Genomic DNA, 19,348 nt, shown 5'->3' with positions numbered 1-19,348 from the left:
CTCGCTCCCGAAATATATATCGGTTTGCCGACCGGTGCCGGTCGGCGCTGATCAGGACCGGTCGTCGGCTTCGGTCGTATCGGGGTCTGCCGGCGGTTCGCGCTGGACGACCAGTACTGGCCCGAGGAATCGTTCGGCGATCTGGTCGGCCGGCATTCCGAAGACGAACGTCGACAGCGACGGATCCGACTCGCCCATCACGACGACATCGTAGGCTTTGGCACGCTCGGCGATCGCATCGATGGCGCCGACATCGTGGTCGATCCTGGTGTCGACGCGATCGGTGTCGAAATCGCTGTCGCCGAGGCGGTCGGTGAGGCCATCCAGCAGGACGTCGACGTCGGCAGCCGTCTCGTCGTCGCTTTTGACGTGATACAGCGTCACGTTGACACCGTCGGCGAACAGTCCAGCGACCACCTGCGCCAGTCGATCGAGCCCGACCGTCCCGCGAACGGCGACGAGGACGTCTTCGACGCTGGCGAGGGCGCGAGGAACGAGCGCGGCAGTACAGTCGTACTCGGCTATCTGCCGGTCGATCGTCTGCTGGGCGTCGTGGGTGAACACCAGTCGATGATCGACGGTTGCCCCCGCCTCGACCAGCAGTTCCGCCGAGGCTTTCAGGCGCGAGAGGGCCTGCTCTTCGAACTGCATCCGGGCCTGCCCCGGCGCGGTTTGCTCCGGAATGACGTGATATCCCAGGAGGACGACGTGGGCCTTCGCGAGTAAGTCCGGCGTGCCTTCGGGTAGCGATTCGCCTTCGAGTACCTGGATCGGAACGAGGACGGACGGTCGGTCGGTCATGTTATATGTCACCCTTGAGCTGCACGTCGTCGGCATAATAGCGATACCACCCGTAGGACAGTGCCATAATCACGATCCCGATGACGATCGAGGCACCGTTCATGAACGCGATCAGCGACACGCTCGCGAGGGCACCGATCGCCGGCAAGACGGGCACGCCTGGCATTCGGAAGGCCGGGTCGTACCAGGCGGGATCGTTCCGGCGCACCACGAGTAGCGCGACGCAGATGAGCGCGTACATCACCAGGTGGAGAAACGACGCTACCTCGGCGAGAATCTCGACGCTGTCGGTGGCGACCAACACGAGGATCGGCCCGCCGGCCATCGCCAGCGCAACGTGTGGCGTCCCGTATTTCAGATTGATCTCGCTGGCTTTCCGGGGGAGCAAGGCGTCACGGCTCAGCGCGTAGATCGACCGCGAAGCACTCAGGATCGAGGCGTTCGCCGAGGAAAACGTCGCCAACAGGCCGGCGACGAGGATCAGCACAGCCCCGGGAAAGCCAAGCAGGTCCCGACCGACGTTGACCATCGCCGTCTCGCCGAACTGGCCGAGTCGCTTCGCCCCGAAGGTGCTCGTGGCGACGAAGATCGTCACTACATAGAAGATCGACACGACGATCACCGAGCCGACCATCGCCAGGGGGAGGTTCCGGCTTGGCTGCTTTATCTCGCCGGCGACCGTCGCCACCTGGGCGAATCCCAGGTACGACGTGAACACCAGCGCGGCCGTCGAGAGCACCGGGAAGTACCCCTGTGAGAAGAACGCATCCGGGACGGACTGGCGGCCAAAGACGCCCAGTGCATCGAGGATGCCGAACGTGAGCACGCCGGTCAGGATCGCCAGCAAGATGACGACGATGCCGTTCTGGAGGGCCGCCGTCCGCTCGGTCCCGGCCATACTGAGGGCGGTGAGGGCGGCCCCGGCGATCAATCCGAGCACGACGTGTGGTGGGGCTGGCCCGAGCGCGAGGACGATACCTACTTCCTCGAGGACGGCGACGACGTAGTGACCCAGGCCGACCAGATAGAACGCAGCGGCAAACACCAGCCCCAGCCACAGGCCGAGGCCGACAATGGCACCCCCGGCCGTCCCGAGGCTGCGGGAGATGAAGTAGTATCCGCCCCCGCTTCGGGGCATCGCTGTCGCGAGTTCCGAAGCCGGCAGGGCGACCAGCAGCGCGATCACGCCGCCGATCGAGAAGGATAGCGCCGCCGCCGGGCCGGCCTCGTTTGCCGCCAGTCCGGGAAAGACGAAGATCCCTGCGCCGATCATCGTCCCGATGCCGATCGCCAGGCCGCCGACGAGCCCGATCGTCCGCTCTAGCTCGACGCCCTCCTCGTGGGTGGTCGCCTCCTCGGTGACTGCCTCCGGTGCAGGTTCTGGCTGTTCCCCCTCGATGTTCTCCCCGCTCGCTTCGGCGTCGACTGGGGAATCCGCCATACTGTGAGTGGTACTGGCTAGCACATAGTTCCACCGACGAGGCACGTCTTGCTCGATTCTCACTTGCGTGTTCTCGAACCGAGACTGCCGTAACTTGTTACCATACACCGATCAAAGATGTACCTGATGTCAGCCCAATCGTGGTCGATTGACGCGTGCAGTCCCGGACGTCGTGGGGGGCGATCCTGAGATGGCGCTCACATTTTGGGTGCTGGCAGTGCTGGCGACGCTGACCTGTATCGGTATGGCCTGGGCACTGGGGGCAAACTCCAATTCGCCGCCGTTCGCGCCAGCCATCGGTGCTAACGCCATCTCGACGATGCGGGCGGCGTTCCTCATCGGCATTCTTGCGGCCATTGGTGCACTCTTACAGGGTGGCTCGATCTCCGAAACGGTCGGCCGTGACCTCATTTTGAACACGCAGATCTCGCCGCTGGCAGCGACGGCGGGACTGCTCACGGCGGCGGCGTTCATGGCTTTCGGTGTCCGGACGGGATATCCAGTGCCCGCAGCGTTCGCCACCACCGGTGCGATGGTCGGGGTCGGTCTGTCTCTTGGTGGCGATCCGGCCCTCGCCAAGTATCAGGAACTCGCGACGTTCTGGCTCCTCGTCCCCCCCGTTTCGGGTGGGCTCGCGTTCGGGACGGCGACGATCCTTCGTCGTGACGACATCCCGGAAACGGTCGGCGTCCCATTGCTGGCCGCTGTCGTGTCGGGCATCATCGCGAACGTGGAACTCGGCATCGTGCCGGCCCCCGCGGGGGCGACCCAGAACTCGGTCGCCGGCTTCGCGACGATGCTCGTCGATCTCCCGGCTCCACTGGTACGGGGCGCTATCACGGCAGCGTTTGCGGTGCTTGGCTTCGTCACGTTCCGTCGCCGGACCCAGGCGTCGGTCCAGCGGGGGATCCGGAGTTTTCTCGTGATTTTGGGGAGCGTCGTCGCGTTTTCCTCGGGTGGTAGTCAGGTTGGACTGGCGACCGGCCCCCTCGAGGCGTTGTTCGTCACCGAACTCGGGTTGCCGACGCTCGCATTGCTGGCGATCGGTGCCGCGGGGATCCTCACCGGCGCGTGGATGGGCGCACCACGGCTCTTACAGGCCACCTCGCGGGAGTACGCCCAGCTCGGCGAACGACGTTCGATCGCCGCGCTCGTCCCGGGATTCATCATCGCTCAGGTAGCCATCGCGCTGGGTATCCCGATCTCGTTCAACAATATCATCATCTCGGGGGTGATCGGCGGCGGCCTCGCGGCCGGGTCGGCCGGCGTCTCCCGTCGGAAGATCGGCGTCACCGTCGGTTTCTGGCTCGTTACGCTAGCCTCCTCCGTTGGCGTCGGCTACGGCATCTACTGGGTGTTTTCGACAGTGCTGGGCATGCAGTAGGCGCTGGCCGTTCCCGTGTGAGGACTGTTCAGGGATCGTAGTCGCTGCCGACGACTTCCCGAATCCGCTCGGCGGTGACCTCACCCACTCCGCCAACCTCCAGCAGGTCCTCTTCGTTTGCGGTCATCACCGCCTCGACGGTGCTGAAGTGTTCGAGCAGTGCCTGGGCCGTCACCGGCCCGACGTCGGCGATCGAGGCGACGACGTACTCCTGTTGTTCGGCCAGGGTCTTTGACTGCTTCTCGCCGTGGACGCTGATCTCCCGGTCTGCTGTCTCCTGTTCGCGGGTCGCGATCGTCGCGAGCAACGCCGCAGTCCCCTCCTCGTCGGCTGTCCGGAGGACGCTCGCTCCGAAATCCACCGCCAGCGACGCCAGCGCGCCACGGATCGCGTTCGGGTGGACGTTCCGTTCTTCGTAGAGGCCCTCGCCCTCCAGAATCACGACCGGCCGATCGTAGTGCCGGGCGTCGTCTTTGACCTGCTCGAAGACCGACCGATCCCCGCCTGTCAGGGTATCCAGAAAGTCAGCGACCGATTTGCGCTCGACGACGACCCGATCCGAGAGAACGTAGTCGCCGACTTCCAGGGTCTCTAGGCGTGTCTCGATCCCTTCTTGGCGGGCGAGGTCCCGCCCGATCGCGCTGTCGAGTTCCCGCTGATCGATGACGACTTCGCACCCCTCCTCGCGCTTGGCTGTGGCGACCGTCCCCTCCGGATCGTCGTCACTGTCGTCGTCCTCATCGGCAGTCGACTCGACTGCATCCGCCTCGGTCGGCGCGAAGGCGTCTAGGCCGGTCTGGCCGTCGTCGTCTGTTTCCGTGCGTTCGTCGTTCTCCGTTGCCGTGCTGTCATCGTCTCCGTCGGACGCCGTGGTATCGTCGTCCTTCCTCCCGGTACCTTCGTGGGTATCGTCGGTCGCCGTGCTGTCAGCACTCTTTTCACCGCTGTCGAAAGCCGTTAGATTGACCTGTTCGTCCAGCCGGGATTCGATCTCGCCGGCGACGTCTTTGAGTCCGCGGAGTTCTTGCTCCATGCGCTTTTCGTCCTGGCGGGACTTCCAGAAGTAGGCCTCGTCGCGGGTGTCTTCGGCGATCAGGACCGTGACGGCCCCTTCGGTCTGGCGGCCGGTCCGGCCCTTGCGTTGGATCGAGCGAATCGCCGTCGGAACCGGTTCGTAAAAGAGGACGAGATCGACTTCGGGCACGTCCAGGCCCTCCTCGGCGACACTGGTCGAGACCAGGACTTCGAACTCGCCCGCGCGGAAGGCGTCTAAGGTTTCTTGCTGGTCGCTCTGGCTCATCCCATCGCTGCCCTCGGTGTCGCTTTGGCCGACGAACTTCCGGGTATCGAAGTGCTCACCCAGGAAGTCCGTCAGCGTCTCCGCGGTGTCGCGGGATTCGGTGAAGACGATGACGCGCTCGCCGTCCTCGATGCCGAGCGTTTGGGCGATCAGCACGCGCGTCCGTCTGAATTTCGGGTGCAGATCGTCGAAGTCCTCGGCTTTCCGGACGGCCTCCCGGACTTTCGGTTCACTGACCAGCCGCTGGTCGGCCTTCGAGGCCCCCGAAGAGCGAGCGGCGTTTTTCAATCGCTCGAAGTACCGGCGTAGACTCTCGACGCTTTGGGTTTCGGCGTAGGTGACGGCCGTCCGGAGTTTGCGGATTTCGGCCAGTAGACTCATCCCCTGATAGCCTTCCGACTGGTCTGCGTCCATCAACTCCTGCACCTTGGCCTGGATCTTCCGGATCTCTCGTTCGGAAACGTCGGGCTGGGTCGTGCCGGTGACACCCAGTTCTTTCAGCTGGCTCATCCGGTCTTTGATCACTTCGTGTAGGCCATCCCGGATCTCGACGACCGGTTCGGGCAACTCGACACGCTCCCAGTCGACGCTCGTCTGGTGGGTGTAGGCGGCCACGTCGGCGTCGTCCTCGGTCATCACCTCGACTTCCCGAATGCCGAGGTTGGCACAGACCTGCAAGATTGCTTCCTCGTCGTCGCCCGGTGAGGCGCTCATGCCCGTCACGAGTGGCTCTTCGGCCTCGGCGTGGTAGCGCTCGGCGATGAACGTGTAGGGGTATTCGCCGCTGGCGCGGTGGCACTCGTCGAAGGTGCAGTGGGTCACAGGAGAGAGGTCGATCCGCGAGCCGAGGATGTCGTTCTCGACGACCTGCGGCGTCGCGATCACGATTGTCGCCTCGTCCCACAATTCGGCGCGGTTGTCGGGCCGCACCTCACCGGTGAAGACGACGATTGCCTCGTCGTCGATCGTTAATGCCTCCCGGTAGAACTCGGCGTGTTGCTGGACGAGGGGCTTGGTCGGGGCCAACAGGAGGGCCTTCCCGCCGGCCTCGTTGAGCCGTTGTGCGGTCACCAGCAGACTGACGGTCGTCTTCCCCAACCCCGTCGGCAGACAGACCAGGGTGTGGCTCGTGGCCGCTGCGTCTGCCAGTTGGGTCTGGTAGGCTCGCTGTTCGAGCACGCCGGTTTCGACGAGCGGCCCGTCGACGTACTCGCCGTCAGCATCTTCGCCCTCGCCTGTCGCTGCCATTTCCCCATCGTTTGCCCTGCCAGCGCCTAAGCGTTCGGATACCACGGTGAAAGTGATCTGCCTGTCCGGACGGGCGGCCCACGAGGGAGCCCTGCGACGTATCTCGAATCGTCGTCTAGCGTCCCCTCGACGGTCCTTACAGCACCGTCAGTGCGCCTTCCATCGCCACGGCGGCCGCGATCGGGATCGTCAGGTTGTCGTCGATCACGTACCCGCCCACGACGGGCTTGATACCGTCGGCGACGGTCGCCGCGATCCCGCCAAGCACCGCCGGCACGGTCGGGACGAACGGGGCAGCAAGCAGCGTACTGAGCCCGAACGTCGCGAGCAACACCCACGCCTGTTTGGCTGTCCGGAGTTCGCCCGAGCCCAGCAGCCCGCTGAACGGATCGGCGATGGTGAGCATGAGCATCGCCGGGACGGCGACTGGCGACCGTCCAAGCCCCTCGACGAGCGCCGTCGAACCCGGCGGCGAGAAGGCGAACGCGACCACGGTCAGCCCGACCGCACCGAGGAAGTACCCAGCGAGATTCTCCTGTTCGTAGCTCCGGGTGAGTCGATCGAACACCCACCACTCGAAGCCGGCGACGAGTCTGAACGACTCGAAGCCAAGAGCGATGAGGACGGCTATGCCGAGAAAAGCCTGGATGTGACGCCACTCGATCGCGTCGACGAAGATGTACGAGAGCGGGACGACGCTGGTACTGGCGTGGACGAGCCGTCTGGCGATCTCGCCGTCAGCGTCCCGGAGGCCGCCCGCCACGGTTTCAGATGTCCTCGAAGGCCTGCTCGCCCTCGACTAACGCCTCGATCGTCGCCCCGAGAGTCTCGATAGCGACGCGGCGCTGGGTGGTGCTGTCCCGGTCACGGATCGTCACGGTCCCGTCTTCGAGGGTGTCGTAGTCGACGGTCACACAGTAGGGTGTCCCGACTTCGTCCTGACGGCGGTAGCGTCGACCGATCGCCCCCGAGTCGTCGTACGTGACCGCGAGGCCTGTCGCTCTGAGATCCTGAGCGAGTTCCCGAGCGCGCTCGCCCAACCCGTCTTTGTCCATCAGCGGGAAGACGCCGACGGTCGTCGGGGCGACCTCGGGCGGGAGCGAGAGGTAGGTCCGCTGTTCGCCGTCGACTTCGTCCTCACGGTATGAGTGATCGAGCGCCGTATAGAGCGCCCGGTCGATGCCCAGCGAGGGTTCGACGACGTGCGGTGTGACGTGCTCGCCGGATTCAGTGACCTCCTCGACGGCAAAGCCCGTCTGTTCGACGGGGACGGTGTAGCTCTCGTCGTCGACCTCGACGGTTACTTCTTCGCCTTCGAAGGCATCTGGGTCGTCCGCGGCAAGCGTCTCCAAGGCCGCGGCCACGTCGCCGGCCGCGCCGCCGAACTCCGGCCCGAGGTAACTCATGTCCGGATCGACCGTCGGCGTCTCGACGGTGACGGGATCGTCGTACTGTTTGAAGATCGTGAACTCTTCTTCGGAGTGGGAATCGTGTTTCGAGAGGTCGTAGTCGGCCCGGTAGGCGAACCCGCCCAGTTCGATCCAGTCCGGGTCCTCACCGGGATCGCTGACGTCACCTTCGGCGTCCCAGCAATCCTCGGAGTAGTGGGCGAGTTCGCCGGGGCGGTGCTGTCGAAAGCGGAACCGGTCCATATCTAGGCCGATGCGGTCGTACCACTCGGCAGCGACACCAAGGTAGTAGGCGATCCACGGGTCGGCGACGATACCGTGGTCGACCGCCTCGGCGATCGTGGTCTCGATGACGCCGCCGCCCTCGCAGTCCTGGGCGGTGGCTGGATAGAACCGTGCAGAAACGTCTGCCACCGACGAGAGATCCGGCTCGTCTTCTTCTGGATCGACGAACAGTTCGAGTTCGGCCTGGCTGAACTCTCGGACGCGAAGCAGTGACTTCCGGGGGCTGATCTCGTTGCGGTAGGCCCGGCCGATCTGTGTTACCCCGAACGGTAGCTGGTTGCGGGCGTACTCTGCGAGTTGTGGGAACTCGATGAAGATCCCCTGGGCTGTTTCGGGTCGAAGATAGCCCGGTGACGACGACCCCGGCCCGATATTGGTCTCGAACATCAGATTGAACTGCTCGATAGCTTGGCCGGCAAGTCCCGTCCCGCAGGTCGGACAGACGAGTTCGTACTCGGCGATGACCTCCTCGACGCGTTCGGGGGCCAGCGATTCGGCCTCCTCGATCCCAGTGTCGGGGTCGTCCTCGATTATGTGGTCGGCCCGGTGGGACTCGCTGCACTCGGGACACTCCACGAGCATGTCGTCGAACCCATCGAGGTGGCCCGAGGCTTCGAAGACGGGTTCGGGCAGGACCGTCGGCGCGTCGACCTCCATGTGGCCTTCCTGGATGGCAAAGCGGTCACGCCACGTGTCCTCGACGTTGCGTTTCAGCGCGGCACCCTGCGGGCCGTACGTGTAGAAACCGGAGATCCCGCCGTAGGCGCCGGCCGATTGGAGGAAGAAACCGCGGCGTTTGGCCAGTTCGACCAGTCGTTGTGCCTCTACCTGGGTCATCGTAGCGCTTTCAGGACGTCGATGTCGCGGACGATGCCCGCGAGGTCGTCACCCGAGACTAGCGGCACCTGCTCGATCCCGTGTCTGATGAGCAACTGGGCCGCTTCCTGGGCGGTCCGGCGGCCGTTGACCGTCACGAGATCGGCCGTCATGAACTCACTGACCGGCTCGTCCGGAATCTCGACGTTCCGGGTCGGCATGTAGCTGTTGCCGACGGCTTTGATGCCTTCCCACATCCACTCGTCGTCCTGGTTGGCGATGGATTCACCCGTCTCGGCCTCGCCTTCGACGACTTCAGCCTCCGTCAGGACGTCGACTTCGGTCAGCATGCCACACATGTCTGTGTCGTCGTCGAGGACGACCCCGTAGGGAACGTCGGCGTGAGACAGTTCTCGTTCTGCGACGGGCAACGGCGTCCCAGCGTAGACACAATTGACGTCACGTCGTGCGAGGTCGCCGACTGCTCGATCACCGTCGTCGACGCTTCCTTCCGCGATCGCTCGAACGACGTCCGTGATCGTGACGATCCCTTCGAGCTGGCCGTCGACGACCGGGACGCGTGGCTCGCCCGTCTCGACGATCGTCCGAGCGACGTTTTCCAGCGCAGTGTCCGCAGTCGTCGTCGGTACTTCCTCGACGAGCAAGGCGAGCTGGTCCTCATCAGGATGTTTGATCAGGGAGTCACGCGTGACGATCCCGCGGAACTGTTCGCCCTCGTCGGTCTCTTTGACGACTGGGACCGACGAGAACTGTCGTTCTTGTAAATACTCGAGGACGTCGTCTCTGGTGCCCGGTATCTCGACCGTGACGACATCCTCCCGTGGCGTCATGACGTCCGCGACGTTCATACTGGCAAGTACTCCCAGGTCCACGTACTAAATCTTTGTTTAGTTGGCGTGCCCGATCTCACCCCGCTACGTGAGCGGCTCCGCTCGGATCGGGGCCAATTGTATCGGTCAACTGACGCCAAGCGTCAGACGTCTGGCTGACGAATCGCGATACTGTCAGTGGGTTTCGGCACGTTTATGTATGATTGTTACCTACTCACATAGTATGTCGCAACAGCCCGACGCGCTCGCGGCAGACGGTCACTCAGACGGTGAAATCATGGCCGCAATCGAGGACGACGAGGCGCTCGTCATAGCCGACATCAGCCGCGACAATGCGTATCTTTCGATGCCGGTGGCGGAGGCGGCGTCGCTGTCGGCGTGGCGATAGGGCTCGCTGTTTTTGCGGTTTGTGCCTTCCCGGACTGCTTGCCGTCGCCAGCGGGAGAAAACAAGCGTTATGCCGGGGCGTGCAGTCACCCCTGATATGGAGATCGTAGTCACGGGCCCGGTCGACGAGGCCGGACTGACACTGCTTGCCGAGGCGGGCCACGACGTCCGGACTGTCGAGGTCGACGGCCCGGCGGCACTGGCCGACCAAGCCGAGACTGCCGACGCACTGATCGTCGCCGGTGACGTGGCGGTCACGTCCACTGTTTTCGAGCGTGCCCCGGACCTGCAGATCGTCGGCCAGGCCGGGATCGACGTCGAGGCCATCGACGTGGAAGCGGCGACCGACAGTGGCGTCTTGGTCGCTAATGCCCCCGAAGAGAGCGTTCGATCGATCGCCGAATTCGTCGTCGGACTGGTCTTTGCCACCGGGCGTGGGATCCCGCAAGGACACGTCCGGCTCAAAGATGGCGAGTGGGCGAAAGGTGACATTCTCGGCTCGGAACTGGACGGCAAGACGGCAGGCCTCATCGGGTTCGACGACGTCGGCCAGGAAGCCACAAAGCGGCTAGGCAACCTCGGGCTCGATCTCGTCGTCTACGCACCCGAGGCCGACGACGAGCAGGTCGAACGGGTCGGTGCTGCGGTCGCCGACTACGAGACGGTCCTCGAGCAGGCTGACTTCCTTTCGCTGCACGCAAGCGCCGACGAGGGCGTCGTACTCGGGGAAGATGCATTCGACACCCTCGGTGAGGGGTATCTGGTCAACTGCGGCGATCCGGCGCTGATCGACGAATCCGCGCTGGCCTCGGCCGTCGACGATGGACCGTTGCACGGTGCCGCGCTCGATACGGTACAGGAGGCCCCACTCTCCGAGGACAGTCCGCTCCGTGACGTCGAGGACGTCATCGTAACCCCCGGCATCGCCCCTCGCACGACCGGGACTGCTGAATCCGTTTCGACCGCAATCGCCCGCCAGGTCCTTGCTGCATTCGCCGACGAACCGGTCGCAAACGCCGTCAACGCGCCCTCGATTTCACCCGACAAGTACCCGATGGTCCGGCCGTACGCCGATCTCGCCGAGACGGCTGGTCGGATCGCTCTCCAGCTATTCGAGGGGACACCTTCGGCCGTCGCGGTCGACTATGCCGGCGAGATCGCGACCGAAGACGTCGAACCGATCACGGCAGGCGCGCTCACGGGTGTGTTCGAGTCACTCGGCTGGGACGCCAATCCGGTCAATGCTCGCCGTGTCGCCCAGCGGGAAGGCGTCTCTGTCGAGGTCTCGACGAGCCACGATGCGCCGGACTTCCAGAATCTCTTGACCGTCACCGTCAGTGATGGTGACCGCTCCCTCAGCGTCGAAGGGACGCAGTTTGCCGACCAAGACCCCCGTATCGTCAGTATCGACGACTACTGGCTCGAGGCGATCCCCCACGGCTACATGCTGATCGTCCGGAACGCCGACGCACCAGGCGTCATCGGGTACATTGGGACGGTCCTTGGCGAGCACGACGTCAACATCGCGGGCATGTTCAACAGCCGCGAAGCGATCGGTGGAGAGGCCATGTCGGTGTACAACCTCGACGACGAACCGACGACGGCTGTCCTCGAAGCGCTCAACGACGACGACCGTATCCTCGAGACGACGGTTGTCGAACTCAACGGCTTCTGACCCCCGGCCCAGCGCACCTCTTTGGGCTCGTTTTGAGCACGCCACCTTTGGGGTGTTGACCACCCGATAACGTTACTCGTTGCCACAGAGCGACGACCGATCTGCCAGAGACCGCCTCTCGCTGGGGTCGCTCGATATATCGAGTAGTGACCCAGCCGGCGCTCTGCTGTTATCGTCTCGATACTCGATTCACAGCCGCCCGATTGGCCTTCAGGAACGCAGATGCGTGAGCACTTTGTCGGTATCGTCGGGTACTGGCTCGGGTTCGGTCCCGGCCGCGACGGCGGCGTCGGGATCTTTCAGTAGGTGGCCAGTCGTCAGACAGACCACGGACTCCTCGGCACCGATCTCGCCTTGCTCGCGGAGTTTCCGCAGCCCTGCGATCGAAGTCGCCGACGCGGGTTCGACGCCGACGCCCTCCTCGGCGAGCGCTCGCTGGGCGTCAGTAATTGCCTCGTCGCTGACCGCGACTGCCGTCCCGCCCGTCTCTCGAATACCCGGGAGTGCTTTGGGCGCGTTGACCGGGTTGCCGATGCGGATCGCCGTCGCGATCGTTTCGACAGCTTCCCAGCGCTCGACGTGATCCCAGCCCTTCTCGATGGCTTCGACCATCGGTGCCGATCCCTCGGCCTGGACGCCGGTGAGTTTCGGGATGTCGTCGGCGTCGATCGCGCCGCTGGCTTCCAGTTCACGGAAGCACTTGTACAGTGCGGCGGTGTTGCCGGCGTTGCCGACCGGTAGCACGATTCGGTCGGGAAAGTGGCCTTCTTCGTCGCGGAACTGCTCCATGATCTCCAGGCCGATCGTCTTCTGGCCCTCCAGCCGGAAGGGGTTCAGCGAGTTCAGCAGGTAGGCTTCCCCGCGGTCAGCGAGGTCCTGAACGATATCGAGACAGCGATCGAAGTTCCCGTCGACTTCGAGGATGCGCGCGCCGTGGAGACTCGCCTGGGCGATTTTCCCGGCAGCGACCTTGCCTTCCGGCAAGAGCACGAGCACTTGCAGTCCGGCCCGTGACCCGTAGGCCGACAGCGCGGCGGAGGTGTTGCCCGTCGAGGCACAGGCCAGCCGGTCCACACCGACTTCCTGGGCGACGCGGACGCCGACTGTCATCCCGCGATCCTTGAAACTCCCGGTCGGGTTCATTCCCTCGTGTTTGACCCGCAAGCGCTCGATACCGATTTCGGCTTCCAGCTGGGGGACTTCGTGGAGTGGCGTGGTACCTTCCGGGAGCGTCACGCCGGTGTCGAAGGGCAAGGCGGCACTGTACCGCCAGACGCCGCCGTGGAAGGCACTCGATTCGTCACCGAACTCATCGAACGTCGGCAGGTCGGCATACCGGACTTCGAGCAACCCGCCACACGCGTCACACGTATAGCGGATGCCATCGAACGGCGGGTACGTCTCGGCACACTCGATGCAGGTCAGCCAAACGCCATCGGTGGCGGTGGCCGGTTCGTCTTGCGTGATCTCTAGATGGCTCATTGGGTGTCCCGACGTGTCGCAGTGGAAAAAAGCCGCGGAATCCACGCCACCACTTTTTACTTCATCGGGTTCGCTCTGTGAACCCGATCTGCTCGCGGACGCGCAGCGTCCGAATGCTCGCGGGCCGTAGGCCCGCTCACACTGTCCGTGGGAACAACGCTCCCACGCCATTCGCATGGTCAGCGGGACCGCCGGTCCCGCTCGACTCCCAAAAACGTGGTCCTCACGAGCGAAGTGAGTGTGGGCTCGGCAGAGCTTGCTCTACCGGTGGACCAAAAACCGCTCGCTCCAGTCGGTCGCTCGCGAAACTACCGTTCTGCCAACCACACCAACAGCCCGTTCTGGGCGTGGAGTCGATTTTCCGCCTGGTCCCAGACGATCGCGCTGTCACTCTCGATTACCTCGTCGGTGACTTCCTCGCCGCGGTGGGCCGGCAGACAGTGCATCAGCGCGCGGTCGCCGAGTAGATCGGCCGTGATCTGGAATCCTTCGAAGGCTTCGAGTTTTTCCTCGCGGCGATCCTCCTGGCCCATGCTGACGAAGACGTCCGTGTAGACGACATCGGCGTCCCCAACGGCTGCCTCGGGATCGGTCGTCGTCTCGGGTGCGGTGCCGAGTTCTCCGGCCCGCTCCAGTACGTCGTCGTCGATCCCGTAGCCCTCCGGGGTCGCGACGGTCAGGTCGAGGCCGACCATCGCCGCGCCGAGGACGAACGACTGGGCGACGTTGTTGCCGTCGCCGACCCAGGCGACTCTCACCTCGTCGAATCCGCCGAAGTGCTCGCGGATGGTCAGCAGATCTGCGAGTGTCTGGCAGGGGTGGGCGTCGTCAGTGAGCCCGTTGATCACCGGCACGGTCGCGTATTCGGCCAGCTTCTGGGCGTCTTCGTGGTCGAACAGCCGCGCCATGATCGTGTCAGTGTACCGCGAGACCGCCCGCGCGGTGTCCTTGACCGGCTCGCCTTCTCCGAGGTGGATGTCGTCCGGCCCGAGGAAAATGGCGTGGCCGCCGAGTTGGGTCATGCCAGTCTCGAAAGAGACCCGTGTCCGGGTCGAGGGCTTTTCGAATATCATCGCCAGCGTCTCGTCTTCGAGCGGTTTGCCCGGTTCCTCGCCGGCCTTGATCGCGGCCGCGCGGTCGAGGACGGTCGTCAACTCCTCGGCCGAGAGATCGTCGACGTCGAGTACGTTGCGTGTCATGGTTCTAAGAGGGTCGTCGTGACGTCCTCTAAGACTGCAACCGAGTGGTCGTACTCGGGCAGCGGCAGGTGTTCGTCCGGGGCGTGGTCCAGATCCGAGTCGCCGGGGCCGTAGGTCACCATCTCGGCGTCCCAGGCGTCGGCGTAGATGTTCATGTCGCTGGTCCCGGTCTTGCGCAACAGGCGTGGGTCGCCGTCGCGCTTACGAATCGCCGCACGAAAGGCGCGGGCGACTTCGGTCCGGGGACTCATCATCACCGGTTCGACCCAATCGTCCCAGTTGACCGTCCCGTTCTCTAAGTGGCCGCCGGCCATTTCTCTGAGTTCGTCGGTCGTGTACTCCGGCGGGACGCGCAACTGGACGCGCATCGTCGTCTCGACGGAGAGGCCGTCACCGCTGATCCCGCCGTCGATATCGACTGGTTTGCAGGTAACGCGCTCGAAGACGGGGTGCCACTCGTCTTTGGCGAACTCGCTTTCGACGCGGTTCCACCAGTCGATGGCGTCTTGAATCGCGTTGTTGTCGGGCCGCGAGGAGTGCCCGGATTCGCTGGTAGCGACGTACGTGCCACCGAGCAGACCGCGATACCCGAGCGTGATTCCGTCCCAGCCGGAGGGTTCGCCGTTGATCACCACGTCGGGCTCGCTATCGCGGTCCGCGACCAGGTAGCGTCCGCCGGTCGAGTCGACCTCCTCACCGACGACGCCGGCAAAGCTCGCCCCCGTCCGGACTGCTACGGCGGCCATCGCCGCCAGGGGTCCCTTGGCGTCGACACTCCCGCGACCCCACAGCACTGTCTCGCCGTCGTCGTTCTCTTCTAACCGCACTGGAATGTCTCCCGGCACGGTGTCGATGTGAGAGGTGAGGAGGACGCCATCGTCTGCCGGGGCACGGATGTTGCCCACGTCGTCGACCCAGACCTCGCGGTCGTGTGCCTCGAAGAAGGCCACGAGTTCTTCGGTAGCCGCCTCGACGTTGCCAGAGACAGACGGCGTACTGACAAGATCAACGAGTAGTTCGCGGGCCGCCGCTGTCGAGACTTCCGCCGCTTGATCTTCAGTCGCGGCGCTCATCAGTCGATCGCCTCCGATAGCGCCGCGACGGCCGCGTCAGCGTCCTCGCGATCGACGACCAGCGGCGGGAGCAGCCGTACGACCGTTCGACCGGCCGGCAGCGCCAGCACCTGATGGTTCAGGGCGAGATCCTTGAGCACGCGGTTGGCCCCCCGCTTGATCTCGACACCGACCATGAGTCCTTCGCCACGGACCTCGCGGGCACTGTCACCGAGTTCTTCGCTGAGTTGCCCACGAAGGTACTCGCCCACGTCGGCGGCGTGGCTCGGGATCTCTTCTTCGACGAGCGTCGAGACCGTTGCCTCGGCGGCCGCCGAAACTACTGGCCCGCCCGAAAACGTCGAGGCGTGAGAGCCGTAGTCCTCGGCGATCCAGTCCCGACACAGCGTCGCACCCATCGGGAAGCCATTGGCCAGTCCCTTTGCCGTCGTGAGCATGTCCGGGACGACGCCGCTTTTCTCGCAGGCCCACAGCGCTCCCGTTCGGCCCATGCCGGTCTGGACCTCGTCGAATATCAGTGCTGCGTCGGCCTCGTCGGTGATCTCGCGGGCGGCCTCGAGGTACTCCGTCGAGGCGGGGTGGATCCCGCCCTCGCCCTGGATGGGTTCCATGATGACCGCGGCCGTCTCGTCGTCGACAGCCTCGGCGAGGGCCTCGCTGTCGTCGTAGGGGACGAACTCGACATCGCCGATCAGCGGTTCGTAGGGCTTCTTGTACTTGTCCTTCCAGGTGGTCGCCAGCGCCCCCATCGTCCGGCCGTGAAAGCCCTGCATGGTGGCGACGATCTTCGAGTCGCCCGTCGCCGACCGGGCGAACTTCAGGGCGGCCTCGTTGGCCTCCGTCCCCGAATTGCACAGCCAGACGTTGTCGATGTCGCCTGGTGCGACGGCCGCCAGTCGGTCGTACAGTTGCGTCCGGGTTTCGACGGGATAGGACGCCTGGACGTAGGTCAGGTCGTCGATCTGGTCTTTGGCGGCCGTATCGACGGCTGCGTGGCTGTGCCCCAGTGGGACGCAAGCGTAACTTGCGCCCATGTCTAGATACTCTCTACCCGCGTCGTCGTAGACGACTGCACCGTCTCCGTCCTCGATCTGTATCGGTTTCTCTGAAAAGACGAATCCGCTCATGATTGATCCTCCGTATCGATCGCTGTTTCGTGTACGTGTGTTCCGCTTCCGTCGAGGGCAGCACTGATTGGGTCGGCAGCGTTGGCGTCAGCGACGACGACCGCAGGTGCGCCGCCGACGAGTGCCTCTTTGGCAGCCATGATTTTGCGCTCCATGAAGCCCTCGGCGGCGTCTTCGAGCGTCTCCCAGTCCTCGCCCGTCTCGACTGATTCGATCAGCGTCTCGGCATCGTCGGGATCCTCGTAGACACCAGCAACGTCCGTCAGTAGGACGAGCCTCGCGTCGAGTGCCCCGGCGATGGCGGCCGCCGAGCGGTCGGCGTCGGTGTTGACCGGAATCCACTCGGCATCATCCTTACCGGCCATCGGTGGCCCGGCAACTGGGGTGTATCCATCGTCTAACAACGTATACAGTAGGTCCTCGTTGACCTCCTTGATCGAGCCCGAGTGATCGCCGCGCTTGATCTTCCGTTTGCCGTCCTCCATGACGCGAACAGCCGATTTCCGGGGTCCGGCCAGGAGTTTCCCATCGACGCCGTTGAGTCCCACCGCGTCGACGCCTTGGCTCTGCAAGCCCGCGACGAGTTGCGTGTTGAGGTGGCCAAATGCCATCTCGAAGACTTCTATGGTCTTCTCGTCGGTGAATCGGCCGACGACACCGGAAGGCGTCTCGACGTACTCCGGCTCGATCCCCATGCGTTCGAGGGTCTCGTCCACTTTTGTCGAGCCGCCGTGGACCACTACGATGTCTTCACCTTCCTCTATGAGTGTGGCTACGTCCGCCAGCGCACCTTCTGGATCGACAGCGCGAGCGCCGCCGACTTTGACGACCACGGTCACGCGCGACACACCTCCGTCATGGCGATCCCACCGGGTGCATTCCCGCAAAGTCCAGCCCGGCCGTCTCTTCGAGGCCGAGCGCGATGTTGGCCGCGTGGACGGCCTGGCCGGCCGAGCCCTTCATCATGTTGTCGATGGCCGAGAAGACGACGACACGCTTGTTTCCAGGATCGAGTTCGAAGCCGACCTCGGCGTCGTTCGAGCCCGCGACGGCCTTCGGCTCGGGGTAGCGATAGACGCCACCGCCGCCGGCGACCATCCGAACGAACGGTTCGTCCTCGTAGCTTCCGCGGTAGGCCCCCCAAAGGTCCCCTTTCGAGACGGGCTCCTCGGGGAAGACGTGGATCGTCGCGCTCGCGCCGCGGATCATCTCCACCGCGTGGACGGTAAAGGAGACGCTCGTCCCGAGGAACTGCTCGATCTCGGCCTCGTGGCGGTGGCCCGTCGGCGCATAGGGGCGGACGACACCCGAGCGCTCGGGATGGCTGGAGGCCTCGCCGCCCCCTGCGCCACCTTCCGAGGACCCGACTTTCACGTCGACGACGATCTGTTCGTCCCCCGAGAGGACGTCGTTCTCGAACAGCGGCAGCAGGCCGAGGATCGTCGCCGTCGCGTTACAGCCGCCGGAGGCGATCAGATCCGCGCCGGCCAGGTTCTCGCGGTTGAGTTCCGGGAGGGCGTACTCGGATTCGGCCAGCAACTCGGGCCGTGAATGCCCGTCGTACCACTCGTCGTACTGGGATTCCGAGTCGAGGCGGAAGTCAGCCGAGAGGTCCACGACGGTGTCGGCGGCGTCTTGGAACGCGTCGATGTGGTCCATCGAGACGCCGTGGGGCGTCGCCGCGAACAGTACGTCCACCGACTCCAGATCCTCGGGCGAACTGAACCGCAGGTCCAGTTCACGGAGATTCGGATGGACGTGACCGATCGTCTTGTTTGCCTTCGAGCGACTCGTGGCCTGGGCGATCTCGAAATCGGGATGACCGGCGAGCAACCGCAGGAGTTCGCCGCCGGTGAAGCCACTTGCACCGACGACCGAGGCAGTGAGTGACGCTTCCCCCTCGCTCGCGGACATCACTCGTTCACCTCCGCTTTCGTCTCCAGCCAGTCGACGACCTGGCCGGGCACGTCCGTCTCGACGGTGTCGTTCAGCGCCTTGAACTCGACGGTGTGATTGACCTCGTGGACGGTGTAGCCGGTGGGGTTGCCGTCTTCGTCCTCACCTGTTTCCATGAGATCGATGCCCAGGAGACCGCCGCCGACGGCTTCGCTCGCCTCCGCGACGAGTTCGCGGGCGCGATCGTCCAGTTCGAAGACATCGGTTTCAGCACCCTTCGCGGCGTTGGTCAGCCAGTGATCCGAGGAGCGGACCATCGCCGCGATCGGCTCGCCGTCGGTCGCCAGCACGCGGATGTCCCGGCCTGGTTTCTCGACGAACTCCTGGACGTAGAAGACCTTGTGCTCGTAGTGACCCAGCGTCGCCTTGTGTTCGAGGATCGCCTCGGCGGCATCCTTCGTGTCGATCTTGGCCATCAAGCGGCCCCACGAGCCGATGACGGGCTTGAGCACGCAGGGATAGCCGAAGTCTTCGATGATCTCGAGAGCGGTGTCCTTGGTGAAGGCGACCTCCGTCTTCGGGGTCGGAACGCCGGCTTTCTGCAGTTCGAGACTGTTGGTCACCTTGTCGGCGCAGGTCTCGGCCGTCTCGTGGCTGTTGACGACGGGGATGTCGTAGGCGTCTAAAAACTCCGTCGCGTAGAGACTCCGACTGGTCGCCAGACAGCGATCGAGGACGACATCGACGCCCTCGAAATCCGCCGGGGGCGAATCGAGGCCGAAGCGCTGTTTGCGCACGTCGATTTTCGTCACCTCGTGGCCGCGCTCGCGCAACTCCGAGAGGAGGAGTTTCTCGTCCTGGCGAATGCGCGAGTACAGCAATCCGACGTTCATAGCGATTCACGCTCCGTTGTCTGCCCGTCGTCGGGCGACTGATGGGGCGATTCGATGGACGGTCTCGTGGTCATGTGGTGA

General features: G+C 64.5%; 16 protein-coding genes. 3 read left to right on the top strand and 13 right to left on the bottom strand.

The features are described from left to right. Positions 1-51 precede the first annotated feature (51 nt). Both FR699_RS09530 and FR699_RS09525 read right to left on the bottom strand, forming a co-directional pair. The gene (locus FR699_RS09530; protein ID WP_158855272.1) at positions 52-801 is read right to left on the bottom strand and encodes a universal stress protein; all 750 of its coding nucleotides are present in this window, start codon (positions 799-801) and stop codon (positions 52-54) included. Position 802: 1 nt separating this feature from the next. After that, a complete protein-coding gene (locus FR699_RS09525; protein WP_158855271.1) occupies positions 803-2,242 on the bottom strand; it encodes an APC family permease in 1,440 nt (479 codons plus the stop codon). Between the two features lie 190 nt (positions 2,243-2,432). Here FR699_RS09525 and FR699_RS09520 point away from each other — a divergent pair, with 190 nt between their 5' ends. Continuing rightward, positions 2,433-3,626: an inorganic phosphate transporter gene (locus FR699_RS09520; protein ID WP_158855270.1), complete on the top strand. Its 1,194-nt coding sequence runs from the start codon at positions 2,433-2,435 to the stop codon at positions 3,624-3,626. A 28-nt stretch (positions 3,627-3,654) separates the two neighbouring features. On the opposite strand, the gene FR699_RS09515 is transcribed toward FR699_RS09520, so the two are convergent. The 4 genes from FR699_RS09515 to FR699_RS09500 form a co-directional block, all read right to left on the bottom strand. Then, a complete protein-coding gene (locus FR699_RS09515; RefSeq protein ID WP_158855269.1) occupies positions 3,655-6,174 on the bottom strand; it encodes a DEAD/DEAH box helicase in 2,520 nt (839 codons plus the stop codon). A 136-nt stretch (positions 6,175-6,310) separates the two neighbouring features. Continuing rightward, positions 6,311-6,937 carry a dolichol kinase gene (locus FR699_RS09510; RefSeq protein WP_154553009.1) on the bottom strand — a complete coding sequence of 209 codons (627 nt, stop codon included), beginning with the start codon at positions 6,935-6,937 and terminating at the stop codon, positions 6,311-6,313. Between the two features lie 4 nt (positions 6,938-6,941). Then, positions 6,942-8,705: a glycine--tRNA ligase gene (gene glyS / locus FR699_RS09505; protein ID WP_158855268.1), complete on the bottom strand. Its 1,764-nt coding sequence runs from the start codon at positions 8,703-8,705 to the stop codon at positions 6,942-6,944. After that, positions 8,702-9,553, bottom strand: a complete 852-nt coding sequence (locus FR699_RS09500; protein WP_154553011.1) for a CBS domain-containing protein — start codon at positions 9,551-9,553, stop codon at positions 8,702-8,704. The genes glyS and FR699_RS09500 overlap by 4 nt, the downstream gene beginning before the upstream one ends. A gap of 205 nt (positions 9,554-9,758) precedes the next feature. Here FR699_RS09500 and FR699_RS13205 point away from each other — a divergent pair, with 205 nt between their 5' ends. Together FR699_RS13205 and FR699_RS09495 are read left to right on the top strand one after the other, a co-directional pair. Beyond that, the gene (locus FR699_RS13205) at positions 9,759-9,923 is read left to right on the top strand and encodes a hypothetical protein (protein ID WP_195837594.1); all 165 of its coding nucleotides are present in this window, start codon (positions 9,759-9,761) and stop codon (positions 9,921-9,923) included. A 96-nt stretch (positions 9,924-10,019) separates the two neighbouring features. Further along, positions 10,020-11,597, top strand: coding sequence for an NAD(P)-dependent oxidoreductase (locus FR699_RS09495; RefSeq protein ID WP_158855267.1), 1,578 nt, complete (start codon positions 10,020-10,022; stop codon positions 11,595-11,597). A gap of 210 nt (positions 11,598-11,807) precedes the next feature. Here FR699_RS09495 and thrC read toward each other — a convergent pair whose 3' ends face one another. From thrC to lysX, 7 genes are all read right to left on the bottom strand, one after another. Beyond that, a complete protein-coding gene (gene thrC, locus FR699_RS09490; RefSeq protein WP_158855266.1) occupies positions 11,808-13,079 on the bottom strand; it encodes a threonine synthase in 1,272 nt (423 codons plus the stop codon). 308 nt (positions 13,080-13,387) lie between these two features. Continuing rightward, positions 13,388-14,278, bottom strand: coding sequence for an ornithine carbamoyltransferase (gene argF / locus FR699_RS09485; protein ID WP_158855265.1), 891 nt, complete (start codon positions 14,276-14,278; stop codon positions 13,388-13,390). Continuing rightward, positions 14,275-15,351 carry a [LysW]-lysine hydrolase gene (locus FR699_RS09480; protein ID WP_158855264.1) on the bottom strand — a complete coding sequence of 359 codons (1,077 nt, stop codon included), beginning with the start codon at positions 15,349-15,351 and terminating at the stop codon, positions 14,275-14,277. The genes argF and FR699_RS09480 overlap by 4 nt, the downstream gene beginning before the upstream one ends. Further along, positions 15,351-16,478: an aspartate aminotransferase family protein gene (locus FR699_RS09475; RefSeq protein ID WP_154553016.1), complete on the bottom strand. Its 1,128-nt coding sequence runs from the start codon at positions 16,476-16,478 to the stop codon at positions 15,351-15,353. The genes FR699_RS09480 and FR699_RS09475 overlap by 1 nt, the downstream gene beginning before the upstream one ends. Then, entirely contained in the window at positions 16,475-17,317 is an 843-nt protein-coding gene (locus FR699_RS09470; RefSeq protein WP_158855263.1) for an acetylglutamate/acetylaminoadipate kinase, read from the bottom strand. Before FR699_RS09470 ends, FR699_RS09475 begins: the two co-directional genes overlap by 4 nt. A gap of 16 nt (positions 17,318-17,333) precedes the next feature. Beyond that, the gene (gene argC / locus FR699_RS09465; protein WP_158855262.1) at positions 17,334-18,392 is read right to left on the bottom strand and encodes an N-acetyl-gamma-glutamyl-phosphate reductase; all 1,059 of its coding nucleotides are present in this window, start codon (positions 18,390-18,392) and stop codon (positions 17,334-17,336) included. Further along, on the bottom strand, positions 18,392-19,267 hold the full coding sequence (lysX, locus tag FR699_RS09460) for a lysine biosynthesis protein LysX (RefSeq protein ID WP_158855261.1): 876 nt from the start codon (positions 19,265-19,267) through the stop codon (positions 18,392-18,394). The genes argC and lysX overlap by 1 nt, the downstream gene beginning before the upstream one ends. Positions 19,268-19,348 lie beyond the last annotated feature (81 nt).

Origin of the sequence: Halorhabdus sp. CUG00001 (genome assembly GCF_009797925.1) — an archaeon.
Taxonomy (GTDB): Archaea; Halobacteriota; Halobacteria; order Halobacteriales; family Haloarculaceae; genus Halorhabdus.
The sequence above is the reverse complement of the archived record's forward strand: the minus strand, read 5'-3'. Positions and strand labels throughout refer to the sequence as shown.

Coding starts and splice junctions, on each gene's coding strand:
- FR699_RS09530 (WP_158855272.1), bottom strand. CDS start 801: ATGACCGACCGACCGTCCGTCCTCGTTCCGATCCAGGTACTCGAAGGC.
- FR699_RS09525 (WP_158855271.1), bottom strand. CDS start 2,242: ATGGCGGATTCCCCAGTCGACGCCGAAGCGAGCGGGGAGAACATCGAG.
- FR699_RS09520 (WP_158855270.1), top strand. CDS start 2,433: ATGGCGCTCACATTTTGGGTGCTGGCAGTGCTGGCGACGCTGACCTGT.
- FR699_RS09515 (WP_158855269.1), bottom strand. CDS start 6,174: ATGGCAGCGACAGGCGAGGGCGAAGATGCTGACGGCGAGTACGTCGAC.
- glyS (WP_158855268.1), bottom strand. CDS start 8,705: ATGACCCAGGTAGAGGCACAACGACTGGTCGAACTGGCCAAACGCCGC.
- FR699_RS09500 (WP_154553011.1), bottom strand. CDS start 9,553: ATGAACGTCGCGGACGTCATGACGCCACGGGAGGATGTCGTCACGGTC.
- FR699_RS13205 (WP_195837594.1), top strand. CDS start 9,759: ATGTCGCAACAGCCCGACGCGCTCGCGGCAGACGGTCACTCAGACGGT.
- FR699_RS09495 (WP_158855267.1), top strand. CDS start 10,020: ATGGAGATCGTAGTCACGGGCCCGGTCGACGAGGCCGGACTGACACTG.
- thrC (WP_158855266.1), bottom strand. CDS start 13,079: ATGAGCCATCTAGAGATCACGCAAGACGAACCGGCCACCGCCACCGAT.
- argF (WP_158855265.1), bottom strand. CDS start 14,278: ATGACACGCAACGTACTCGACGTCGACGATCTCTCGGCCGAGGAGTTG.
- FR699_RS09480 (WP_158855264.1), bottom strand. CDS start 15,351: ATGAGCGCCGCGACTGAAGATCAAGCGGCGGAAGTCTCGACAGCGGCG.
- FR699_RS09475 (WP_154553016.1), bottom strand. CDS start 16,478: ATGAGCGGATTCGTCTTTTCAGAGAAACCGATACAGATCGAGGACGGA.
- argC (WP_158855262.1), bottom strand. CDS start 18,392: ATGTCCGCGAGCGAGGGGGAAGCGTCACTCACTGCCTCGGTCGTCGGT.
- lysX (WP_158855261.1), bottom strand. CDS start 19,267: ATGAACGTCGGATTGCTGTACTCGCGCATTCGCCAGGACGAGAAACTC.